Below are 22,023 nucleotides of genomic sequence, written 5' to 3'. Positions count from 1 at the left end.
ATGGGCTCGACTCTCGCGGGCTGGCTGCAGGTCCTCGCCCTGGTGGGCGCCCTGGCCCTGTGCTACCGCCCCCTGGGCGACTACATCGCCCGTATCCTCACCACCTCCAAGCACCTGAGAGCCGAGAAGGCGCTCTACAAGGTGATCGGCGTCGACGCCGACGCCGACCAGCGCTGGCCGGTCTACCTGCGCTCGGTGCTGGCCTTCTCGGCCGTCTCCGTCCTCTTCCTCTACGGCCTGATCCGCCTCCAGCAGTGGCTGCCGCTCAACCTCGGTGTGCCGCGGATGGAGGGCCACCAGGCCTGGAACACCGCGATCTCCTTCGTCGCCAACACCAACTGGCAGTCCTACAGCGGCGAGGCCGCGATGGGGCACCTGGCCCAGATGGCCGGCCTCGCGGTGCAGAACTTCGTCTCGGCGGCCGTCGGCATCGCCGTCGTCGCCACGCTCATCCGCGGTTTCACGCGCAACCGGACCGACCGGGTCGGCAACTTCTGGGTCGACCTGACCCGGATCAGCCTGCGCCTGCTGCTGCCGGTCGCGATCGTCTTCGCCCTCGTCCTGGTGGCGAGCGGTGTGGTGCAGAACTTCCACGGCTTCCACGAGGTCGCCACGCTGGCCGGCGACCCGCAGGCGGTCCCGGGCGGGCCGGTGGCCTCCCAGGAGGTCATCAAGCTGCTCGGCACCAACGGCGGCGGTTTCTACAACGCCAACTCGGCGCACCCGTTCGAGAATCCGAGCGGCTTCTCCAACCTGGTCGAGGTCTTCCTCATCCTGCTGATCCCGTTCGCGCTGCCGCGTGCCTTCGGCCGGATGGTCGGCGACCACCGCCAGGGCTACGCGATCGTCTCCGTGATGGCGCTGTTCTGGATGGCCTCGACGGCGCTGATCACCCTCGCCGAGTCGCACCACGCGGGCAGCGCCCTGCAGGCGGCCGGCGGCGCGATGGAGGGCAAGGAGCAGCGGTTCGGCATCGCGGCCAGCTCGATGTTCGCGGCGTCGACGACGCTGACCTCGACCGGCGCGGTGAACTCCTTCCACGACTCGTACACGCCGTTCGGCGGCGGTCTGACGATGTTCGACATGATGCTGGGCGAGATCGCGCCCGGCGGTGTGGGCTCGGGCCTCTACGGGATGCTGGTGCTGGCGGTCGTGGCGGTCTTCGTGGCCGGCCTGATGGTCGGACGCACCCCGGAGTACCTGGGCAGGAAGCTCGGCGGCCGGGAGATGAAGTTCGCCTCCCTCTACATCCTGACCACGCCGACGATCGTGCTGGTCGGCACGGGTGTGGCGATGGCGCTGCCGGGCGAGCGGGCCGGGATGCTCAACTCGGGCGCCCACGGCTTCTCCGAGGTGCTGTACGCGTTCACCTCGGGCGCGAACAACAACGGTTCGGCGTTCGGCGGCATCACCGTCAACACCGACTGGTACGACACCGCGATCGGCCTGGCCATGGTGTTCGGCCGGTTCGTGCCGATGGTCTTCGTCCTCGCCCTGGCCGGTGCGCTCGCGCAGCAGCAGCCGGTCCCCGCCACCCCGGGCACCCTGCCCACCCACAAGCCGCTGTTCGTGGGCCTGCTGTCGGGCGTCGTCCTGATCGTCGTCGGCCTCACCTACTTCCCGGCCCTGGCCCTCGGGCCGATCGCGGAAGGTCTCTCCTGATGTCGTCCACCCTGACCGAAGAATCCGAGCGGGCCGGGAAGCCGGCCCCGCGGCCGGAGACGGCCCCCGCCGGGGCGCCGCACAGAGCGGCCGGCGGCCTGCTGGACCCCAAGCTGCTGCTGGCGTCCCTGCCGGACGCGGTGAAGAAGCTCGACCCCCGGGTGATGGTCAAGAACCCGGTGATGTTCGTGGTCGAGGTCGGCTCGGTCGTCACCACCGTCTCCGCGATGGCCGACCCGAGCGTGTTCGCCTGGTCGATCACCGTCTGGCTCTGGCTGACCACCGTCTTCGCCAACCTGGCCGAGGCCGTCGCCGAGGGCCGGGGCAAGGCGCAGGCGGACACCCTGCGCCGCACCAAGAGCGACACCATGGCCCGCCGGCTGACCGGTTGGCCGGCGTCGGGGGCCGAGGAGGAGGTGCCCGGCACCGCGCTGCGGCTCGGCGACCACGTGGTGGTCGAGGCCGGGCAGGTCATCCCCGGTGACGGTGACGTCGTGGAGGGCGTCGCCTCGGTCGACGAGTCGGCGATCACCGGCGAGTCCGCCCCGGTGATCCGCGAGTCGGGCGGCGACCGCTCGGCCGTGACCGGCGGAACCAAGGTGCTGTCCGACCGGATCGTGGTGAGGATCTCCTCCGAGCCCGGCAAGACCTTCATCGACCGGATGATCGCCCTGGTCGAGGGCGCCGCCCGGCAGAAGACGCCCAACGAGATCGCGCTCAACATCCTGCTGGCCTCGCTGACCATCGTCTTCCTGGTCGCGGTCGTCACCCTGCAGCCGATGGCCGCCTACGCGGGCGCCCCGCAGTCGATGATCGTGCTGGTCGCGCTGATCGTGGCGCTGATCCCGACCACCATCGGCGCGCTGCTCTCGGCGATCGGCATCGCCGGCATGGACCGGCTGGTCCAGCGCAATGTGCTGGCGATGTCGGGGCGCGCCGTCGAGGCCGCCGGCGACGTCACCACCCTGCTGCTCGACAAGACCGGCACCATCACCCTCGGCAACCGCCAGGCCGCCGAGTTCCAGCCCGCCGCCGGCGTCACCGTGGAGGAGCTGGCGGACGCCGCCCAGCTCTCCTCGCTCGCGGACGAGACGCCGGAGGGCCGCTCGATCGTGGTCCTCGCCAAGACGGCGTACGGCCTGCGGGCCCGCGCCCAGGGCGAGCTGACCCACGCCACCTGGGTCCCGTTCACCGCCCAGACCCGGATGTCCGGTGTCGACCTCGACGAGCCCGAGGGGGTCCACCAGGTCCGCAAGGGCGCGGCCGCGGCCGTCTCCGTCTGGGTCACCGGCAACGGCGGCACCGTCACCGACGAGGTCTCCGCCCTGGTCGACGGCATCTCCGCGGCCGGCGGCACCCCGCTGGTCGTCGCGACGAGGACCGGCGAGGAGCCCGCCCGGGTGCTGGGCGTCATCCACCTCAAGGACGTGGTGAAGGAGGGCACGCGGGAGCGGTTCGACGAGCTGCGCCGGATGGGCATCAAGACCGTCATGATCACCGGCGACAACCCGCTGACCGCCCGGGCGATCGCGGAGGAGGCGGGCGTGGACGACTTCCTCGCCGAGGCCACCCCCGAGGACAAGATGGCCCTGATCAAGAAGGAGCAGGCCGGCGGCAAGCTGGTCGCGATGACGGGCGACGGCACCAACGACGCCCCCGCCCTCGCCCAGGCCGACGTCGGGGTCGCGATGAACACCGGCACCATGGCGGCCAAGGAGGCCGGCAACATGGTCGACCTGGACTCCAACCCCACCAAGCTGATCGAGATCGTCGAGATCGGCAAGCAGCTCCTCATCACCCGCGGCGCGCTGACCACCTTCTCCATCGCCAATGACGTCGCGAAGTACTTCGCGATCATCCCGGCGATGTTCGCGGCGGTCTACCCGGGCCTGGAGAAGCTGAACATCATGCACCTGCACAGCCCGCAGTCCGCGATCACCTCGGCGATCGTCTTCAACGCCCTGGTCATCATCGGCCTCATCCCGCTGGCCCTGCGCGGCGTGAAGTACCGCCCCTCCGACGCCGGCTCCCTGCTGCGCCGCAACATCGGCCTCTACGGCTTCGGCGGCCTGGTCGTCCCGTTCGTCGGCATCAAACTGATCGACCTGGTCGTCCAGTTCATCCCCGGCCTCAACTAGCACGAGAGGAGAACGCATCATGTCCAAGCCCCTGCCCACCGCCGTGCGCACCTGCCTCACCGCGCTGCGCGCCCTGCTGGTCCTGACGGTGATCCTCGGCATCGCCTACCCGCTGCTGGTCACCGGGGTCGCCCAGGCCGTGTTCAACGACCGGGCCAACGGCTCGATCGTGGAGGTCGACGGCAAGGAGGCCGGCTCCAGCCTGCTGGGCCAGAGCTTCGACCTCCCCAAGCAGAACCCCGACGACCCGGACGAGGCCCCGCGCCCGGACCCGCAGTGGTTCCAGCCGCGGCCCGGCGCCTACGACCCCGCCGCCTCCGGCGCCTCCAACCTGGGCCCCAACAGCGAGGACCTCACCACGACGGTCCAGGAACGCCGCCAGGCCGTGGCCGCGTTCGACGGCGTCGACCCGGCGAGCGTCCCGCCGGACGCGGTCACCGCCTCCGGCTCCGGCCTCGACCCGCACATCTCCACCGCCTACGCCGAGCAGCAGGTCGACCGGGTCGCCAAGGCCCGCAACCTGCCGGCCGACACCGTCCGCGAGCTGGTCGAGAAGTACACCGACGGCCGCTCGCTGGGCTTCCTCGGACAGCCGGGCGTCAACGTCGTCCTGCTGAACAGGGCGCTGGCGGAACAGAAGTGACGGGAGCTCGGCCGAGCACCTGAGACGGGCCGATCCGGGCCGGGGCGAGGGCCCCGGGACCGGGTCGGCCCTCCGTCCGTCCCCCTTCCGACGCAGAACGAAAGAGCAGCGCCCATGGCCCGCGACCTCACCCCCGGCACCGGCCACCGACGCGGCCGGCTGAGGGTGTACCTCGGCTCCGCCCCCGGTGTCGGCAAGACCTACCGGATGCTGGACGAGGCACGGCGCAGACGGGACCGCGGCGCGGACGTCGTGGTCGGCTGGATCGAGTGCCACGGCCGCCGGCACACCGAGGCCATGATCGACGGCCTGGAGGTCCTGCCCCGGGCCCACCGCTCCTACCGGGACACCGACTTCGAGGAGATGGACCTCGACGCCGTGCTGGCGCGCCGACCCGCCGTCGTCCTGGTCGACGAGCTCGCCCACACCAACATCCCCGGCGGGCGCAACGGCAAGCGCTGGCAGGACGTCGAGGAGCTGCTCGCCGCCGGGATCGACGTCATCACCACCGTCAACATCCAGCACCTGGAGTCGCTGAACGACGTGGTCCGGAAGATCACCGGCATCCCGCAGCGCGAGACCGTCCCCGACGAGGTGGTCCGCCGGGCCGACCAGATCGAACTCGTCGACATGGCCCCCCAGGCGCTGCGCCGCCGGATGGCCCACGGCAACGTCTACCGGGCGGAGAAGGTGGACGCCGCGCTCTCCCACTACTTCCGGGTCGGCAACCTCACCGCCCTGCGCGAACTCGCCCTGCTCTGGGTGGCCGGGCGGGTCGACGAGGGCCTGCGCGACTACCGGGCCAGCCACAACATCGACCGGGTCTGGGAGGCCCGCGAGCGCGTCGTGGTCGCCCTCACCGGCGGACCCGAGGGCGAGACGCTGATCCGCCGCGCCGCCCGCATCGCGGACCGCACCGCCGGCGGCGACCTGCTCGCCGTCCACGTCACCCGCAGCGACGGCCTGGCCGGCGCCTCCTCCGGCGCGCTCGCCCAGCAGCGGCAGCTGGTGGAGACCCTCGGCGGCAGCTACCACGTGGTGGTCGGCGACGACATCCCCACCGCGCTGCTCGCCTTCGCCCGCGCCCATGACGCCACCCAGCTCGTCCTCGGCACCAGCCGGCGCGGCCGGACCGCCCGCTTCCTCACCGGCCCCGGCATCGGCGAGACCACCGTCGACGCCTCCGAGGACATCGACGTCCACATGGTCACCCACGAGTTCACCGGCCGCGGCCGGCTGCCCGCGCTCGGCCGGCGCCACTCCCGGCGGCGCACCGTCGCCGGCTTCCTCGCCGGCCTGGTGGTGCCCTGGCTGCTGACCGCGCTGCTCTCGCAGTTCCACGAGACCGTCAACCTCACCACCGACGCGCTGATCTTCCAGCTCGGCGTGGTGGCGGTGGCCCTGCTCGGCGGCGCGACCTCCGCCCTGGTGGCCTCGCTGGTCGCCTCGGTGCTGCTCAACTACTTCTTCATCCCGCCCGTCCACGACTTCACCATCGGCGAGACCAACAACATCATCGCCCTGGTGGTCTTCGCCGCCGTCGCGCTGACCGTCTCCACCGTGGTCGACCACGCCACCCGGCTCACCGCCCGGGCCGCCCGGGCCACCGCCGAGGCCGAGACGCTCTCCACCCTGGCCGGCAGCGTGCTGCGCGGCGCCGACGCGCTGCCCGCCCTGCTGGAGAAGTCCCGCACCGCCTTCGGCATGCGGACCGTCGCCCTGCTGGAGCGCACCGGCGGCGAGGTGCTGGCCTCCTGCGACGCCTCCGACGGCGGCGCAGGTGCCGGTACCAGCGCTGGTACCGGTCCCGAGCCCGGACCCGGGCAGGCCGAGGTCACCACCGAGGTCGCGGTCGGCCCCGACGCCGTCCTCGTCCTCACCGGCCGCCGGCTGCCCGCCGCCGACCAGCGCGTCCTCACCGCCTTCGCCGCACACGTCGCCGCCGCCCTGGAACGCGACCGGCTCGCCGTGGTCGCCGCCGAGGTCGAACCGATCAGGGCCGCCGACCGGATGCGCACCGCGCTGCTCGCCGCCGTCAGCCACGACCTGCGCACCCCGCTGGCCGCCGCCCTCGCCTCGGTCGGCTCGCTGCGCAGCCCCGACGTCGAGTTCTCGCCCGAGGACCAGGCCGAACTGCTCGCCACCGCCGACGAGTCGCTGGTCAAACTCACCCGTCTGGTGGACAACCTGCTCGACATGAGCCGCCTCCAGGCCGGTGCGCTCACCCTGCACCTCGCCGAGACCCACCTCGACGAGATCCTGCCGCGCGCCCTCGACTCGCTCGCCGACCCCTACGCGCCCGTCCAGCCGCTCGACCTGGAGACCGCGCCGCCCGTCCTCGCCGACCCGCCGCTGCTGGAACGCGTCCTCGCCAACGTGATCACCAACGCGCTGCGGCACAACGCGCCCGGCGCGCCCGTGCTGGTCGCCGCCAGCCACCACGCCGAGCGGGTCGAGCTGCGGGTGATCGACCGCGGCCCCGGCATCGCCCCCGAGGACCGCGACCGGGTCTTCCTGCCCTTCCAGCGCCTCGGCGACACCGACAACACCCAGGGCGTCGGCCTGGGCCTCGCCCTCTCCCGCGGCCTGGCCGAGGCGATGGGCGGCAGCCTGGAGGTCGAGGACACCCCCGGCGGCGGCACCACCATGCTGCTCACCCTGCCCGCCGCCCACCCCGGGGAGGCCCCCGCATGAGCGAGATCCTCGTCGTCGACGACGAGCCCGCGCTGCTGCGCACCCTGCGGATCAACCTCGGCGCCCGGCAGTACGCCGTCCGCACCGCCGCCACCGGCGGGGAGGCCCTGGACCGCGCCGCGCGCAGCACCCCCGACGCCGTCCTGCTCGACCTCGGCCTGCCCGACCTGGACGGCATGGACGTGCTGCGCGGGCTGCGCCGCCGCAGTGCGGTGCCGATCATCGTGCTGTCCGGCCGCTCCGGCGCCGCCGACAAGGTCGGCGCCCTGGACGCGGGCGCCGACGACTACCTCACCAAGCCGTTCCTGATGGAGGAGCTGCTGGCCCGGCTGCGCGCCGTGCTGCGCCGCCCGCCGGTCGCCGGCCCGATGGCGCCCGCGCCGGTGATCGGCGACCACACGGTGGACCTCGCCGCCACCACCGTCACCGGTCCGGACGGGCCGGTGCGGCTCACCCCGACCGAGTGGCGGATCCTCGCCCTGCTGCTGGCCAACCCGGGGCGGCTGGTGCCCGGGCGGCAGATCCTGCGCGAGGTGTGGGGTCCGGCCCAGGAGCGGCGCGGCAACTACCTGCGGGTCTACCTGGCCGGCCTGCGGCGGAAGCTGGAGCGCGACCCGGCCCGGCCGCGTCACCTGATCACCGAACCCGGGATCGGCTACCGCTACGAGCCCTGAGGACGGGGCGTCAACGAGCCGTCAAGAGCGGCCGTCCCGGCGGCAACAGGGCGTCAAGAGCCGCCGGAACAGCCGTTCGCGGGCGTAGCGTCAGCGGTGAGGAAGCGGCGTCCCGCTCCATGTGGGGGATGCCCGGGGCGCCGCTTCGCCGCTCCGGCGGCCGACCGTGGGGGAGGGGCGCGCGGTATCGATGCCGCGCGCCCCGATCACTCGTTCGGACCGCGCCCGTCCGTGCCGTCCGACTGCCGGGGCAGCGCCAGGGCCACCGTGTCGGCGAACTCGCGCACCGCGCTGGTCCGGCTGACCACCCGTCCGCTGTGCACCACCAGCCGGCTGTGCCCGCCGGCCAGCGCCCCGGCCAGGCTGTCCCCGCGCACCGCCAGCAGCTCGGCCGGGAAACCGGCGTCCACCCGCACCGGCGGCAGCCCGAGCGCCAGCCGCGCCTGGTTGGACACCGCGTCGTACGCCGCGTCCACGTCCAGCGAACCGCCCGCCGCCAGCAGGTACGCCGCCTCCAGCGGATCGGCCCGTCCGACCGGGTTGGCGCCGTCCCGCAGCGATCCGCTGCCGGCCGCCAGCGGCACCCGGGCCTTCACCAGCTCGCGCAGCAGCGCCGGCCGCAGCCCGGTGGCCGGCCCCTCCAGCCCCGCGCAGCCGCCGTTCTGCGGCAGGCAGACCACCCGGATCCCGGCGCCGGCCAGCACCGTCGAGGCGCCCGGGGCGAGCGATCCGCACGGCCCGAGCACCACCCGGGGCCGCAGCGGCGCGAGCGCCCCGGCCAGCCGGGCCAGCCGGCCCGGGTCGGCGGCGGTGGTGTGCAGGTCCACCGGGCAGTCCGCCTCCCGGGCGGCCTCCAGCAGCAGCTGGACGTAGCCCGCCGGGTCCGGGTCCAGCTCGGGGCAGCCGCCGGCCGCGGTGGCGCCGAGCTTGAGCGCCTCCCGCAGCTGGGCCCGGCCGTCCGCCCCGGCCCGGCCGGTGAGCAGCCGGGGCATCGCCACCGCCTGCAGTTCGGCGAGGCCGCGCAGCGCCTGCTGGGCGGTGAGCACCGCCTCAAGCCGGCGCAGTCCGTGCACGTCGCCGATCCGGACGTGGGTGCGCTGGGCGGTGGCGCCGTAGCCGAGCGAGGTCAGCGCGGCCTCGGTGACCCGCCGGGTGAGGTCGGTGGACGTCTCCGGCGGCGGCGCCGGCAGCGCGGCGGAGAAGGCGACGTCGTAGTGCGCGTGGGCCTCGGCCGGGGCCGGCAGCAGCAGGTAGCCGCGCAGGTCGATCCGGGCCCCGGTGGTGACGGTGGGGGCGCCGGGCAGGGCGGGCAGCGGACCGAGCCCGCCGGCGGTGCCGACGGCCTGGATCCGGTCACCGCTGATCCGCACGTCCACCACCCGGCCGTCCGCCAGCCTGGCCCCGGTGAGCAGCAGGACGGGTCCGTGCCCGAGCGGGTTGGCGGCCGGGCCGGGGCCGGGCTGCGGTCCGTCGGCGGCTGCGCTGTCCATCGCCCGGCTCCTTCTCGCGTCCGGCTCCTGCTCGCGTCAATGAGCGCCGAGCCTACGGGGGGAGGCCCCGGGGTGCCGGGAGGCGGGCAATAGTCGTATCGGGTCGGGCCGCGGCCGCGCGGGGCGGTCGAACGCCGGACCTTCGATCGATCGGCCGTGCGCGCCGCGGACCTGCGGACTTCGCCGCCGGATACGGATTTCACCTCTGGGCGCGGAACGTGTAATCTCTTCCTCGTTCGCCCCTATAGCTCAGTCGGTAGAGCGTCTCCATGGTAAGGAGAAGGTCTGCGGTTCGATTCCGCATGGGGGCTCTGGTGAGAAGGAGTCAGCTTCGGCTGTGCTCCGGATCACTGTGGCGGTGTAGCTCAGTTGGTAGAGCAAGCGGCTCATAATCGCTGTGTCACCGGTTCAAGTCCGGTCACCGCTACCCCGCGTAGTCGGTCGGGAGATCGCACTCCCGGTCGGCTACTCTTGTCTGTGTTCTTATTCATTGTCCAAGGAAGGCACTCCCGTGGCTGCCACCGACGTCCGCCCGAAGATCACGCTGGCCTGCGTGGAGTGCAAGGAGCGGAACTACATCACCAAGAAGAACCGGCGTAACGACCCGGACCGTCTTGAGATGAAGAAGCACTGCCCCCGCTGCAACTCGCACACCGCGCACCGCGAGACCCGCTGACCCTGTCGTAGGGCATCGGGCCTGTGTGAAAATCAGGTCTTTTACTCCGGGCCGCATCCCTCACTGGGTTGCGGCCCGGAGTTTTTTCCGTTTGTCCACCGCGTTTCCGAGGAGCTCTGCCGATGGCACTCGACCCCTCCTTCATCGGGCGGACGTACCCGCCCACCGAGCCGTACGAGGTCGGCCGCGAGAAGATCCGCGAGTTCGCCGTCGCGGTGGGTGACACCAACCCGGCGTACACCGACCCGGAGGCGGCCAAGGCGCTCGGCCACCCGGACGTGATCGCCCCGCCGACCTTCCCGATCCTGCTCAGCATGCGGGCCGCCGCCCAGGTGGTCCAGGACCCGGAGCTCGGCCTCGACTACAGCCGGGTGGTGCACGGCGACCAGAAGTTCGGCTACACCCGCCCCGTGCGGGCCGGCGACCGGCTGACCGTCGCGGTCACCGTCGACAACATCAAGTCGCTGGCCGGCAACGACGTGCTCACCGTGCGCGGCGAGATCGCGGACGAGTCCGGCGAGCACGTGGTGACGTCCGTCATGACCCTGGTGGCCCGGGCCGCCGACGAGAAGACGGGGGAGTGAGCCCGATGACGGTCCGCTACGACGAGGTCGAGGCCGGCACCGAGCTGCCGGCGCAGTCCTTCCCGGTGACCCGCGCCACCCTGGTGCAGTACGCGGGGGCCTCCGGGGACTTCAACCCGATCCACTGGAACGAGAAGTTCGCCCTGGAGGTCGGCCTGCCCGACGTCATCGCGCACGGCATGTTCACCATGGCCGAGGCGGTCCGGGTGGTCACCGACTGGGTCGGCGACCCGGGCGCGGTGGTCGAGTACGGCGTCCGCTTCACCCGCCCGGTGCCGGTGCCCAACGACGGGGTCGGCTCGGTGATCGAGGTCACCGGCAAGGTCGCCAAGCTGCTCGACGACCGGAAGGTCCAGGTCGACCTGGTGGCGACCTACGCGGGCCAGAAGGTGCTCGGCATGTCCCGGGCGGTCGTCCGGCTGGCCTGAGCGCCGCCCGGCCGGGGCGGGGCGGCGTACGGGCCCCCGTACGCTGGGGGGCGTGCTGGAAGAACTCGACGCCCCCCTCGCCCCGCTGACCACGCTGCGGCTCGGCGGCCCGGCCCGCCGCCTGGTGACCGCGCACACCGATGACGAGGTGATCGCCGCCGTCCGCGCCGCGGACGCGGCGGGGGAGCCGCTGCTGGTGATCGGCGGCGGCTCCAACCTGGTGATCGGCGACGCCGGCTTCGCCGGCACCGTGCTGCGGATCGCCACCACCGGCTTCGTCCTCGACGGCACCGCGCTGGAGCTGGCGGCCGGCGAGGTCTGGGCCGACGCGGTGGCCCGCACCGTCGACGCGGGCCTGGCCGGCATCGAGTTCCTGGCCGGCATCCCCGGCTCGGCCGGTGCCACCCCGGTGCAGAACGTCGGCGCCTACGGCCAGGAGGTCGCCCAGACCGTCACCGAGGTGGTCGCCTACGACCGCCGCTCCGGCGAGACCGTCACCCTCGGCAACGAGGCCTGCGCCTTCTCCTACCGGCACAGCCGCTTCAAGGCGGAGCCGGACCGCTACGTGGTGCTGCGGGTCCGCTTCGCGCTGGAGGACGCCGACGGCCGCTCCACCCCGGTCCGCTACGCCGAGGTCGCCAAGCACTTCGGGGTGGCCCAGGACGAGCGGGTCGGCCTGCGCGAGGCGCACGACGCGGTGCTCGGCCTGCGGGCCGGCAAGGGCATGGTGCTGGACCCGGTGGACCACGACACCTGGTCGGCCGGCTCCTTCTTCACCAACCCGGTGCTGAGCGCCGAGCAGTACGCCGCCTTCCTGGCGCTGGCCGCCGGGCGCGAGCTGACCGCCCCCGCCTACCCGGCGCCGGACGGCCGCACCAAGACCTCGGCCGCCTGGCTGATCGACAAGGCCGGGTTCGGCAAGGGCTACGGCAGCGGCCCGGCGACCCTCTCCACCAAGCACACCCTGGCGCTCACCAACCGCGGCGCCGCCACCACCGAGGACCTGCTCGCACTGGCCCGGGAGATCCGGGACGGCGTGCGGGCGGCCTTCGGGGTGGAGCTGGTCAACGAGCCGGTCATGGTGGGCGTCAGCCTCTAGACGGCTTCGGGACTGCTCGGACGGCCCGGACTGCTCGGGCGGCTCAGGCGGTCAGCCAGGCGTCGATGTCGGCCAGCAACTGCTTGCGCACGCTCTCGGGCGCGCACGAGCCGCGCACCGACTGGCGGGCCAGCTCGGCCAGCTCCTGGTCGGTGAAGCCCAGGACGTCGCGGGTCAGGTCGTACTGGGCGGCGAGCCGGGTGCCGAACAGCAGCGGGTCGTCGGCGCCGAGCGCGAGCGGCACCCCGGCGTCGAACAGCCGGCGCAGCGGGACGTCCTCGGGGTGCTCGTAGACGCCGAGCGAGACGTTGGAGGACGGGCAGACCTCGCAGGTGATCTGACGGTCGGCCAGCCGCTGCATCAGCCGCTCGTCCTCGGCGGCCCGCACCCCGTGGCCGATCCGGCCGGCGCCGAGGTCGTCCAGGCAGTCCCGGACGGACTCCGGGCCGGCCAGCTCGCCGCCGTGCGGGGCGGCCAGCAGCCCGCCCTTGCGGGCGATGTCGAAGGCCCGGTCGAAGTCGCGGGCCAGGCCGCGCCGCTCGTCGTTGGAGAGGCCGAAGCCGACCACGCCCCGGTCCGCGTAGCGGACGGCGAGCCGGGCCAGCGTCCGGGCGTCCATCGGGGACTTCATCCGGTTGGCGGCGACCAGGACCCGGATGCCGACCCCGGTGGCCTCGGCGGCGTTCTCCACCGCGTCCAGGATCAGCTCCAGGGCGGGGATCAGGCCGCCCAGCCGGGGCGCGTAGGAGGTCGGGTCGACCTGGATCTCCAGCCAGCGGGAGCCGTCCCGCCGCTCGTCCTCGGCGGTCTCCAGGACCAGCCGGCGGATGTCGCTCTCGTCGCGCAGGCAGGAGCGGGCGGTGTCGTAGAGGCGCTGGAAGCGGAACCAGCCGCGTTCGTCGGTGGCCCGCAGCTTGGGCGGCTCGCCGGAGCTGAGTGCCTCCGGCAGCCGGACCCCGTGCTTGTCGGCCAGCTCCAGCAGGGTGGCCGGGCGCATCGAGCCGGTGAAGTGCAGGTGCAGGTGGGCCTTCGGGAGGTCCCTGACGTCTCGCGGGTTCAGCAGGCGTTCCATTCACGAATCCTGCCGCATCGGGGGGTGCTACGGGAACCGCCCTCTTCCCGTCCCCCGAAGGGGTGGAAAGAGGGCGGTCCGGTCAATCAGCGGTTGACCCGCCTCACAGCCACGTGCGAGCGAGCCCAAAGAATCAGCGGGCCTCCGCCAGCAGCTTCTGGATGCGGCCGACGCCCTCGGCGAGGTCGGCGTCGCCCAGGGCGTAGGAGAGCCGCAGGTAGCCGGGGGTGCCGAAGGCCTCGCCGGGGACGACCGCGACCTCGACCTCGTCCAGGATCAGCGAGGCGAGCTCGGCGGAGCTCTGCGGGCGCTTGCCGCGGATCTCCTTGCCCAGCAGGGCCTTGACGGACGGGTAGACGTAGAACGCGCCCTCGGGCTCGGGGCAGACCACGCCGTCGATCTCGTTCAGCATCTTCACGATGGTGCGGCGGCGCCGGTCGAAGGCGGTGCGCATCTCGTGGACGGCGGAGAGGTCGCCGGCGACGGCGGCCAGGGCGGCGCGCTGGGCGACGTTGGAGACGTTCGAGGTGGCGTGCGACTGCAGGTTGGTCGCGGCCTTGATGACGTCCTTGGGGCCGATCACCCAGCCCACCCGCCAGCCGGTCATCGCGTAGGTCTTGGCGACGCCGTTGACCACCAGGGTCTTGTCGGCCAGCTCGGGCAGCAGGGCCGGCAGCGAGGTGAACTCCGCGTCGCCGTAGACCAGGTGCTCGTAGATCTCGTCGGTGAGCACCCACAGCCCGTGCTCCACGGCCCAGCGGCCGATCGCCTCGGCCTCGGCCCGGGTGTACACCGCGCCGGTCGGGTTGGACGGCGAGACGAACAGCACCACCTTGGTGTTCTCGGTGCGGGCGGCCTCCAGCTGCTCGACCGAGACCTTGTACCCGGTGGTCTCGTCGGTCACGACCTCCACCGGCACGCCGCCGGCCAGCTGGATCGACTCGGGGTAGGTGGTCCAGTACGGCGCCGGGACGATGACCTCGTCGCCCGGGTCGAGGATCGCCGCGAACGCCTCGTAGATCGCCTGCTTGCCGCCGTTGGTCACCAGCACCTGGGAGGCGTCCACCGCGTAGCCGGAGTCACGCAGCGTCTTGGCCGCGATCGCCTCCTTGAGCTCCGGCAGGCCGCCGGCCGGGGTGTAGCGGTGGTTCTTGGGGTCGCGGCAGGCCTCGACGGCCGCCTCGACGATGTAGTCCGGGGTCGGGAAGTCCGGCTCGCCGGCGCCGAAGCCGATGACCGGACGGCCGGCCGCCTTGAGGGCCTTGGCCTTGGCGTCCACGGCGAGGGTGGCGGACTCGGCGATCGCGCCGATCCGGGCGGAGACGCGGCGGTCGGCGGGACGGACGGAACTGTCGGGCTGCGGGGTGGAAGCGCTCATGCCTGCATGGTCGCAGACCGCACACGGGCCGGGCATGGCGGTTTCACGATATGTACGGGGCCGTCCACATGGCGGCCCGGAGCGACCCGGGTGACGGATGGAAAAGAAGAGGTTCGACCAAACGCCCTCCGACCACGTACACTCACTGCTCGACGGCCACCGAACGAACCGGAGCATCCGCCACCGTGCAGAACCTGTACGGGGATCGGCGGAAGATGCGGTAGGTTGGTGGTCGCTACTGGGGCCGCGAGGTTCCGTAGGGCAATAGCTCAATTGGTAGAGCACCGGTCTCCAAAACCGGCGGTTGGGGGTTCAAGTCCCTCTTGCCCTGCTGCTTGATCCGCATTCAGCCCGTTCGCTCCACAGAGCGAGCGGGCTTGATGCGGAGAGGGCGCCGATCAGCACCGTTAGCCGGCCGCTCGTGCCCTTTTCGGGGTATCGAGTCGACGCTCGGCAGGACCCGGATTCAGGTGAGGACGAGTGACGGAGACCACGGGCTCCACCGCAACGCCTGAGAGCGGCAACCCCGAGGGGACCGACGGCGCTGCCGAGACCACGCCCGCGGAGGGCGAGTCGCGTCGCAAGCGCTCTGGCGACAAGAAGTCCGGCAAGCGTGCCAAGAAGGGCGCTTTCGCCCGGCTCGCGCTCTTCTACCGGCAGATCATCGCCGAGCTGCGCAAGGTCGTCTGGCCGACGCGCAACCAGCTGGTGAGCTACACGACCGTCGTGGTCGTGTTCGTCGTGGTCATGATGGCCTTCGTGTCCGGCCTCGACTATGGATTCTCCAAGGCTGCCCTCTGGATCTTCGGCTGACGCGGCCGTTCACCTTCGAAACAGCTTCCCCGACCCGGGCCGATCCTCGGCCCGGGTCGAGCTGTCTGCGTCGGCGGGACGAGGCCGCTACCGTGGACTCGGTACTGTTGAAGTCTCCGAGGCGAACTTCCGGCGACCGCGTGAGCGGAGCGTCGCCGGTCCGTCGCGGAGCGCGCCACCTTCACCATCTCCAGGAAAGAAGCAGCCACCGTGTCTGAGTCCCCCCTGTACGACGCCGACGAGACCGTCCGCGAGGCGGATGTCGCCGCCGAGGACGCGGCCGAGCTGGCTGACGACGTCGAGACCGACGAGCAGCAGATCGTGGACGCCGTCGACGCCGACGAGGACGAGGCCGAGGCGCACGACGAGGCCGAGGCCGGGGAGTCGGCCGAGGAGGCCGCGCTGCACGTGGAGTCCGACGAGGCCGCCGAGGACGAGGCCGAGGAGGCCGCCGCCGAGGAGACCGAGACCGAGACCGAGGCCGAGCCGGCCGAGGAGGTCGACCCGGTCGCCAAGTTCCGTGAGGACCTGCGGTTCATGCCGGGCGAGTGGTACGTGATCCACACCTACGCCGGCTACGAGAACCGGGTGAAGCAGAACCTGGAGCAGCGCGCCGTCTCCCTCAACGTCGAGGAGTACATCTTCCAGGCCGAGGTGCCGCAGGAGGAGGTCGTCCAGATCAAGAACGGCGACCGCAAGACCATCCGCCAGAACAAGCTCCCCGGCTACGTCCTGGTGCGCATGGACCTCACCCCGGAGTCCTGGGGCGTCGTGCGCAACACCCCCGGTGTCACCGGCTTCGTGGGCAACGCCTACGACCCGTACCCGCTGACCCTGGACGAGGTCGTCAAGATGCTCGCCCCCGACGTGGAGCGCCAGGCCGCGAAGGAGGCCGGCAAGGCCTCGCCGGTCCGCCCGGTCGAGGTCCAGGTGCTCGACTTCGAGGTCGGCGACTCGGTCACCGTCACCGACGGTCCGTTCGCGACCCTGCAGGCGACCATCAACGAGATCAACCCCGACTCGAAGAAGGTCAAGGGCCTGGTCGAGATCTTCGGCCGGGAGACCCCGGTCGAGCTCTCCTTCGACCAGATCCAGAAGAACTAGTCATACCGTCTTCGGATCCGGGGCGGGGGCCGAGGCTCCCGCCCCGAATCCGTTTTGGCCCAGCGACGCCGAGGCGTTAGCCTGGTCCGATGTGTGTGCTGGCGACCGGGTGTCGCCCCGGTTCGGCGCACACCAGCAATCACCTCTCGGAAGGACCCGGAGAGACATGCCTCCCAAGAAGAAGAAGGTCACGGGGCTTATCAAGCTCCAGATCAACGCCGGTGCGGCCAACCCGGCTCCGCCGGTCGGCCCCGCGCTGGGTCAGCACGGCGTCAACATCATGGAGTTCTGCAAGGCCTACAACGCCGCGACCGAGTCGCAGCGCGGCATGATCGTGCCGGTGGAGATCACGGTCTACGAGGACCGTTCCTTCACCTTCATCACGAAGACGCCGCCGGCCGCGCGCCTCATCCTGAAGGCCGCCGGCATCGAGAAGGGCTCCAGCGAGCCGCACAAGACCAAGGTCGCCAAGCTCACCAGCGCCCAGGTCCGCGAGATCGCCACCACCAAGATGCCCGACCTGAACGCCAACGACCTGGACGCGGCGGAGAAGATCATCGCCGGCACCGCCCGGTCGATGGGCATCACCGTCGAGGGCTGATCACCCCTTCTCGTTCCCTGTGGTAGGGCCTGCGCTGGCCCGTGAATACCACAACTCCCATCACCATTCAGGAGCAGCAGTGAAGCGCAGCAAGGCTCTGAAGGCCGCGGACGCCCAGGTGGACCGCGAGCGCCTTTACGCCCCCCTCGAGGCCGTCCGCCTCGCCAAGGCGACCAGCACCAGCAAGTTCGACGGCACCGTCGAGGTCGCCATGCGTCTGGGTGTCGACCCGCGCAAGGCCGACCAGATGGTCCGCAGCACCGTGATCCTCCCGCACGGCACCGGTAAGACCGCTCGGGTCCTGGTCTTCGCGACCGGCGAGCGTGCCGAGGCCGCGCGTGCTGCGGGTGCCGACATCGTCGGTGCCGACGAGCTCATCGACGAGGTCGCCAAGGGCAAGCTGGACTTCGACGCCGTCGTCGCCACCCCGGACCTCATGGGCAAGGTCGGCCGCCTCGGCCGCGTGCTCGGTCCCCGTGGCCTGATGCCGAACCCGAAGACCGGCACCGTCACCCCCGATGTCGCCAAGGCTGTCAACGACATCAAGGGCGGCAAGATCGAGTTCCGCGTCGACAAGCACTCGAACCTGCACTTCATCATCGGTAAGGCCTCCTTCACCGACGAGCAGCTGGTCGAGAACTACGCCGCCGCGCTGGACGAGGTGCTCCGCGCCAAGCCGTCCGCCGCCAAGGGCCGCTACATCAAGAAGACCGCGTTCTCGACCACCATGGGCCCCGGCATCCAGGTGGACCCGAACCGCACCCGCAACCTCCTCGTCGAGGAGGACCCGGCCGCGGTCTGATCGCAGTCGTCGTCCGTACGGCGGGCCCGTACCCCCTTCGCCGGGGGTGCGGGCCCGCCGTCGTTTCCCGATCGATACCCCCGGCGGGGCGAACGGCCGCCCGGTCCGTCGTACGCTCGCCCGGTCCGCCCGTGCGCTCCCGCCCGGGGCCGCCGCCGTCCGACCGCCGGAGAGTGCCGTGCCCGCCCTTCGCCCCGCCGCCAAGGGAGCGGCCCTGCTGCTGCTCGCCGCCGGTCTGACCGCGTGCAGCGTGCTGGCCGTGTCCGGGGACCGCACCCCGATCAGCGACCGTCCCGCCGTGCGGCCGCCCAAGCAGGTGCTGCTGTCCGCCTCGCAGCGGCTGGACGACGCCGGCGGGGCCCGGGTCCAGGTGGTCCAGGAGGGCCCGGCCGGGCGGCGCGCCGCCGACGGCACGCTGGCCTGGGGCGCCCGCGACGCGGCCGAGCTGACCGTCACCGACGAGCTCGGCACTGGGCGGCTGCACGGCCAGGACGGCGCGCTGGAGCTCGGCTACCCGGGCGCGGCGCCCAGGACGGCGGAGCGGGGGAGGGCGGAGTCGCTGGACCCGCGGGCGGCGGCGTCCGGGGCGACCGGCTGGGCCGGCGGCTGGATCACCGGCCTGCTGTCCAACCCGGGCGGACCGGCGCACACGATGGCGCTGGCGGGCCGGCTCACCCCGCTCGGCGGCGAGCAGCTGAACGGCGGGACGGTCGCGCACTACCGGGGCACCGCGTCGGTGGCGGACTACTACGGCGCGGAGGAGGGGCTGAGCCCCGCGCGGCTGACCGAACTGCTCGGCTACTACGAGCGGGCCGGCGTCGAGACGCTGGACTACGAGTTCTGGGTGGCCCCCGGGGACCGGCTGCTGCGGGTGCGGTCCACCGTCCGCGGCACGGCCGGCGCGGTGGTGACCACCACGGACATCGCCGCGGACGGCGAGGGCGGTGCCGAACCGGGCGCCGAGCCCGTTGCCGAGCCGGGCGCCGAGCCGTCCGCGGGGCCCTCCGCCGGTGCCTCCGCGTACCCGTCCGGCGTCCCGTCCTCCGCTCCGTCGGCCGGTCGCACGCCGTAGCCGGGGGACGGCCGTGCGGCCGAGTGGCGGGGGGTGCCACGGGGTCCCGGGAGGCCGGGTGGCAAGGTGGGCAGGAGCGGACGTCCCGACCCGTACGGACGTCCGGCGGAATCAGTGACATCAGTGGCATATCGGGGAGGCGTTGGATGGCGGTGCGGCAGCGGCTGGCGGCGGTGGTCGCCGTCGCGGTGCTCGCGGCCGGGTGCAGCTCGGCCGCCGGCCCGGAGCCGTCCTCCCCGCCGAGCACGCCAGGCTCCCCGACACCGACGCCCAGCAGCGCCTCGCCGACCTGGCCGGCCAAGCCGACCGACCGCTCCCCGCACGGCGTGCTGCTCTCCTCCCAGCTGGCGATGCAGACCGCCCGCCGGGCCAAGGTGAGCTACCGGCTGGGCGCGGACGCCGGCTCCGGGCCGCTGTTCTGGCAGCCGAAGACGGCCCTCCACGTCAAACGTGCCAACCTGGGCGTCCCCGAGCAGCTGATCGTGGTGGACACCGTGGCCTACGAGGGCGGTGACGCGGCCACCGCGGCCCGGCTGGGCGGCAAGCACTGGGAGCGGTTCGCCGGGCCGCAGGGTCCGGACGGGCACCGGGAGATCCCGTACGCCGGGCTGATCGACCTGCTCAACCCGGTGGTGGCGCTGGCCGCCGCGACCGCCGACGGGATCACCGCCCAGTACATCGGCGAGGAGAAGATCCAGGACGAGACCCTGGAGCACTACCGGGTGGTCACCGACGCGGCCCGCTACGCGGCGGCGCAGACCCAGCTCAGCCCCGCCCGCCGGGACGGCCTGCGGACCGCGCTGGCGCCCGGCGGCTCCGCCTCGCTCACCCTGGACCTCTGGCTGAACGACAAGGACCAGCTGGTCCGGATGGAGCGGACCGGGACGGGGGACAGCGGCCGGCTGGACGACTCGGTGCTCTACTCCGAGCCCGGCGGCCCGCTCTCGGCGCAGGCCCCGGCCGAGGCGGACACCGTGGACACCGGCACCCGCAGCGTGTCCCCGCTGGCCCGCTGAGCCCCGGTCCGCCGAGCCGGTCCGCGGAGGTGATTTGCCCCGGACGGCGGCGTCCGGTTACTGTTGCCGAAGCCAAAGACCGCTGGTTGTCGCCGTGCGCCCGCAAGGGAGTGCGCGACCGAAGGATCTGCGCTTCACGCGCAGACAGCCCGCGCAGGACTGTTTGGAGCTTTGACCTCCGGGTCGCGTGCCCCGCACGTGGATCCGTCGAGTTCACGCCGAGCCCCGTGCGCCTGCGCACCGGGGCTCATCTGCTTTTCCGCAGGGGCTTTCCTCCGTCCGGTGGTCCGAGGCGCGAATGGTCGACTCTCGCGGTCGGCCGGACTTCGACATCACGGAAGGAGGCGTAAGCCTATGGCTAGGCCCGACAAGGCTGCTGCCGTCGCCGAGATCACGGAGCTTTTCCGTGGCTCGAACGCGGCCGTGCTGACCGAGTACCGCGGTCTCACGGTGAAGCAGGTCAAGACCCTGCGTCGCTCCCTGGGTGACAACGCCCAGTACGCCGTGGTGAAGAACACGCTGACCAAGATCGCGGCCAATGAGGTCGGGATCACGGAGCTCGACGACCTGTTCGCCGGTCCGACGGCTGTCGCCTTCGTCACCGGTGATCCGGTGGAGTCGGCGAAGGCTCTGCGTGACTTCGCCAAGGAGAACCCCGCTCTCGTCATCAAGGGCGGTGTCCTTGATGGCAAGGCGCTGTCTGCCGACGACATCAAGAAGCTCGCGGACCTCGAGTCCCGCGAGGTGCTGCTCGCCAAGCTGGCGGGTGCCCTGAAGGCCAAGCAGTCCCAGGCTGCCGCGCTCTTCCAGGCCCTGCCGTCGAAGCTCGTCCGCACTGTGGACGCGCTGCGCGACAAGGTCGAGCAGGGCGGTGCCGGTACGCCGGCTCCCGCCGCCGAGGAGACCGCGGCCGAGTGATCGGCCGAGGCCCTGCCTCGCTGCGGGCCCGTACGCCCGCCAACCCGTACATCCGGCACCACCTGCCGATTTAGTGGAAGGACGCCAATCATGGCGAAGCTGTCCCAGGACGAGCTGCTCGCGCAGTTCGAGGAGCTCACCCTCATCGAGCTGGCCGCGTTCGTGAAGGCCTTCGAGGAGAAGTTCGACGTCACCGCCGCCGCTCCGGTCGCCGTTGCCGCCGCCGGTGGCCCGGCCGCCGCCGCCGAGGCCGTCGAGGAGCAGGACGAGTTCGACGTCATCCTCGATGGCGCGGGCGACAAGAAGATCCAGGTCATCAAGGAGGTGCGCACCCTGACCTCCCTCGGCCTGAAGGAGGCCAAGGACCTCGTTGACACCGCCGGTGCCAAGGTCCTGGAGAAGGTTGCCAAGGACGTTGCCGAGAAGGCCAAGGCCGCCCTCGAGGCCGCCGGCGCCAAGGTCACCGTCAAGTGACTCTCCGCCCCCTCTGAGGGGGCTGCGGGCCGGGCCGATCACCCTTGCGGGTGGTCGGCCCGGCCTTTTGCGTCCGCCGGCCCCGACGGCCTCCCCGCGCCCGCGCTGACCGGTGTGGCCGAACGCCCACTCGGCACTGTCGGTGGGGGCGGGTATGGTGATCGTCATCGGCTGAGGCCCCGACCACGGCTTCTGTAACGCCGGGGCGGTCCGGCGCGATGAACGGGTCGAGGCCCGCACCGGAGGCGGGCCCTTGACGAACCCGGCACGGCGCGCGATTCTCAAGGCGCGAGTCGGCCCGGTTGGTCCACCGCCGGATGCATAACCGGCGGCTCCGGAGGGAAGTGACTCCACGTGAGTCGTGGGCCCGGCGAGTCCGGGCCGGTGCAGTACCCGGCGGGCGTCCGCGCCCGACGGCTACCGGGAGGAGTCTCCGATTCGGTCTCCGAATCAGAGCTGGACAGCAGTGTCGCCTTTGGCTACACTGTCCCTTTGCGCTGCCTGTTAGCTGCTCCGTGACTCGTCGCCCGGAGTTTGCGTTGCCCCGAAGGGGTCTGGCACCACCTCCGCAAAGCGGCTCTGACCTGGGGTTTCGACCTCGGCAGAGGCCAGTGGCGAGGGAGGCGGGACCAAGCCCGTGAAGGCCCGGCTGGTACGCGCGTAGTGAGCTCCGAGCCCTCGGAAG

General features: G+C 72.3%; 20 protein-coding genes and 3 tRNA genes. 20 read left to right on the top strand and 3 right to left on the bottom strand.

Annotation, left to right across the window (positions count from 1 at the left end):
- The 5 genes from kdpA (at nt 1) to ABTX81_RS07880 (ending at nt 7,811) form a co-directional block, all read left to right on the top strand.
- Complete coding sequence (gene kdpA, locus ABTX81_RS07900; protein WP_350542349.1) at nt 1–1,662, top strand: potassium-transporting ATPase subunit KdpA; 1,662 nt, start codon at nt 1–3, stop codon at nt 1,660–1,662.
- Nucleotides 1,662–3,800 (top strand): potassium-transporting ATPase subunit KdpB, encoded by a 2,139-nt coding sequence (kdpB, locus tag ABTX81_RS07895; protein ID WP_350542348.1) that lies wholly within the window; start codon nt 1,662–1,664, stop codon nt 3,798–3,800. Before kdpA ends, kdpB begins: the two co-directional genes overlap by 1 nt.
- Before the next feature lie 19 nt (nt 3,801–3,819).
- Complete coding sequence (gene kdpC / locus ABTX81_RS07890; protein WP_350542347.1) at nt 3,820–4,443, top strand: potassium-transporting ATPase subunit KdpC; 624 nt, start codon at nt 3,820–3,822, stop codon at nt 4,441–4,443.
- Nucleotides 4,444–4,557: 114 nt separating this feature from the next.
- Nucleotides 4,558–7,137 carry an ATP-binding protein gene (locus tag ABTX81_RS07885; RefSeq protein WP_350542346.1) on the top strand — a complete coding sequence of 860 codons (2,580 nt, stop codon included), beginning with the start codon at nt 4,558–4,560 and terminating at the stop codon, nt 7,135–7,137.
- Nucleotides 7,134–7,811 carry a response regulator gene (locus ABTX81_RS07880; protein ID WP_350542345.1) on the top strand — a complete coding sequence of 226 codons (678 nt, stop codon included), beginning with the start codon at nt 7,134–7,136 and terminating at the stop codon, nt 7,809–7,811. Before ABTX81_RS07885 ends, ABTX81_RS07880 begins: the two co-directional genes overlap by 4 nt.
- A gap of 206 nt (nt 7,812–8,017) precedes the next feature.
- Here the strand turns inward: ABTX81_RS07880 and ABTX81_RS07875 are convergent, their stop codons facing one another.
- On the bottom strand, nt 8,018–9,301 hold the full coding sequence (locus ABTX81_RS07875) for an amidohydrolase family protein (protein ID WP_350542344.1): 1,284 nt from the start codon (nt 9,299–9,301) through the stop codon (nt 8,018–8,020).
- A 238-nt stretch (nt 9,302–9,539) separates the two neighbouring features.
- On the opposite strand from ABTX81_RS07875, the gene ABTX81_RS07870 reads away from it, so the two are divergent.
- The 6 genes from ABTX81_RS07870 to ABTX81_RS07845 all read left to right on the top strand — a co-directional run bounded on the left by ABTX81_RS07870 (nt 9,540) and on the right by ABTX81_RS07845 (nt 12,088).
- A tRNA-Thr gene (locus ABTX81_RS07870) sits at nt 9,540–9,612 on the top strand.
- Between the two features lie 43 nt (nt 9,613–9,655).
- Nucleotides 9,656–9,728, top strand: a tRNA-Met gene (locus ABTX81_RS07865).
- 84 nt (nt 9,729–9,812) lie between these two features.
- Complete coding sequence (gene rpmG / locus ABTX81_RS07860) at nt 9,813–9,977, top strand: 50S ribosomal protein L33 (protein ID WP_006604855.1); 165 nt, start codon at nt 9,813–9,815, stop codon at nt 9,975–9,977.
- A 122-nt stretch (nt 9,978–10,099) separates the two neighbouring features.
- Nucleotides 10,100–10,561, top strand: coding sequence for an FAS1-like dehydratase domain-containing protein (locus ABTX81_RS07855; protein WP_350542343.1), 462 nt, complete (start codon nt 10,100–10,102; stop codon nt 10,559–10,561).
- Nucleotides 10,562–10,566: 5 nt separating this feature from the next.
- Nucleotides 10,567–10,989 (top strand): MaoC family dehydratase, encoded by a 423-nt coding sequence (locus tag ABTX81_RS07850; RefSeq protein WP_350542342.1) that lies wholly within the window; start codon nt 10,567–10,569, stop codon nt 10,987–10,989.
- 55 nt (nt 10,990–11,044) lie between these two features.
- Nucleotides 11,045–12,088 carry a UDP-N-acetylmuramate dehydrogenase gene (locus tag ABTX81_RS07845; protein WP_350542523.1) on the top strand — a complete coding sequence of 348 codons (1,044 nt, stop codon included), beginning with the start codon at nt 11,045–11,047 and terminating at the stop codon, nt 12,086–12,088.
- A gap of 43 nt (nt 12,089–12,131) precedes the next feature.
- On the opposite strand, the gene ABTX81_RS07840 is transcribed toward ABTX81_RS07845, so the two are convergent.
- A complete protein-coding gene (locus ABTX81_RS07840; RefSeq protein WP_350542341.1) occupies nt 12,132–13,160 on the bottom strand; it encodes an adenosine deaminase in 1,029 nt (342 codons plus the stop codon).
- A gap of 133 nt (nt 13,161–13,293) precedes the next feature.
- Nucleotides 13,294–14,538 carry a pyridoxal phosphate-dependent aminotransferase gene (locus ABTX81_RS07835; RefSeq protein WP_350542340.1) on the bottom strand — a complete coding sequence of 415 codons (1,245 nt, stop codon included), beginning with the start codon at nt 14,536–14,538 and terminating at the stop codon, nt 13,294–13,296.
- A gap of 258 nt (nt 14,539–14,796) precedes the next feature.
- Between ABTX81_RS07835 and ABTX81_RS07830 the strand changes: the two genes are divergently transcribed.
- The 9 genes from ABTX81_RS07830 to rplL all read left to right on the top strand — a co-directional run bounded on the left by ABTX81_RS07830 (nt 14,797) and on the right by rplL (nt 21,338).
- Nucleotides 14,797–14,869, top strand: a tRNA-Trp gene (locus ABTX81_RS07830).
- A gap of 149 nt (nt 14,870–15,018) precedes the next feature.
- A complete protein-coding gene (gene secE, locus ABTX81_RS07825; RefSeq protein WP_350542339.1) occupies nt 15,019–15,351 on the top strand; it encodes a preprotein translocase subunit SecE in 333 nt (110 codons plus the stop codon).
- A 210-nt stretch (nt 15,352–15,561) separates the two neighbouring features.
- Nucleotides 15,562–16,455, top strand: a complete 894-nt coding sequence (nusG, locus tag ABTX81_RS07820; RefSeq protein WP_502892720.1) for a transcription termination/antitermination protein NusG — start codon at nt 15,562–15,564, stop codon at nt 16,453–16,455.
- 166 nt (nt 16,456–16,621) lie between these two features.
- Nucleotides 16,622–17,056, top strand: a complete 435-nt coding sequence (gene rplK / locus ABTX81_RS07815) for a 50S ribosomal protein L11 (protein WP_224278191.1) — start codon at nt 16,622–16,624, stop codon at nt 17,054–17,056.
- Between the two features lie 79 nt (nt 17,057–17,135).
- Entirely contained in the window at nt 17,136–17,858 is a 723-nt protein-coding gene (gene rplA, locus ABTX81_RS07810; RefSeq protein WP_350542338.1) for a 50S ribosomal protein L1, read from the top strand.
- Between the two features lie 178 nt (nt 17,859–18,036).
- Nucleotides 18,037–18,930: a hypothetical protein gene (locus tag ABTX81_RS07805; RefSeq protein WP_350542337.1), complete on the top strand. Its 894-nt coding sequence runs from the start codon at nt 18,037–18,039 to the stop codon at nt 18,928–18,930.
- Between the two features lie 146 nt (nt 18,931–19,076).
- Nucleotides 19,077–19,946 (top strand): SCO4651 family lipoprotein, encoded by an 870-nt coding sequence (locus ABTX81_RS07800; protein WP_350542336.1) that lies wholly within the window; start codon nt 19,077–19,079, stop codon nt 19,944–19,946.
- Nucleotides 19,947–20,300: 354 nt separating this feature from the next.
- Nucleotides 20,301–20,864, top strand: coding sequence for a 50S ribosomal protein L10 (gene rplJ / locus ABTX81_RS07795; protein WP_350542335.1), 564 nt, complete (start codon nt 20,301–20,303; stop codon nt 20,862–20,864).
- 90 nt (nt 20,865–20,954) lie between these two features.
- The gene (gene rplL / locus ABTX81_RS07790; RefSeq protein ID WP_350542334.1) at nt 20,955–21,338 is read left to right on the top strand and encodes a 50S ribosomal protein L7/L12; all 384 of its coding nucleotides are present in this window, start codon (nt 20,955–20,957) and stop codon (nt 21,336–21,338) included.
- Nucleotides 21,339–22,023 lie beyond the last annotated feature (685 nt).

The organism is Kitasatospora sp. NPDC097605, assembly GCF_040302725.1.
Taxonomy (GTDB): domain Bacteria; phylum Actinomycetota; class Actinomycetes; order Streptomycetales; family Streptomycetaceae; genus Kitasatospora.
This window is presented reverse-complemented; position numbering and strand designations above follow the sequence as displayed.